Source organism: Streptacidiphilus sp. ASG 303 (assembly GCF_020991365.1).
GTDB lineage: Bacteria > Actinomycetota > Actinomycetes > Streptomycetales > Streptomycetaceae > Peterkaempfera.
Genome location: NZ_JAJLRA010000095.1, coordinates 1 through 569, shown reverse-complemented (window position 1 = coordinate 569; position 569 = coordinate 1). Strand labels below are relative to the sequence as shown.

The 569-nt window shown below is 73.1% G+C and carries 1 pseudogene; it reads left to right on the top strand.

Annotation, left to right across the window (positions count from 1 at the left end):
• Positions 1-569 (top strand): annotated as a pseudogene (locus LO771_RS30065) (AMP-binding protein); the annotation flags it as partial.

Below are 569 nucleotides of genomic sequence, written 5' to 3'. Positions count from 1 at the left end.
GCCGGCGCCCAGCTGGCCCGCGGCTACCTCGGTCGCCCGGCCCTGACCGCCGAACGCTTCGTGGCCAACCCCTACGGCGGCCCCGGCGCACGCATGTACCGCACCGGCGACCTCGCCCGCTGGACCACCCACGGCCTCCTCGAACACCTCGGCCGCACCGACGACCAGGTCAAACTCCGCGGCTTCCGCATCGAACTCGGCGAAGTCCGCACCGCTGTCAGCACGCACCCGGACGTGGCGCAGGCCGCGGTCCTCGTCCGCGAGGACCGCCCCGGCGACCAGCGCCTGACCGCCTACATCGTCCCGCGCGACAAGGCGGCGGGCACCGACATGACGAACCTGGTCGCAGAGGTGCGCGCCCGCACGGCTGCCACACTGCCCGACTACATGGTCCCGTCGGCATTCATGGCCCTGGACGCGCTGCCGGTGACGGTGAACGGCAAGCTCGACCACCGTGCGCTTCCCGCGCCCGAACTGCGCGGAGCCCCCGGAAGCCGCAAGCCCGCGACCGAGCGTGAGACCGTGCTGTGCGCGCTGTTCGCCGAAGTCCTCGGCGTTCCGGAAGTCGG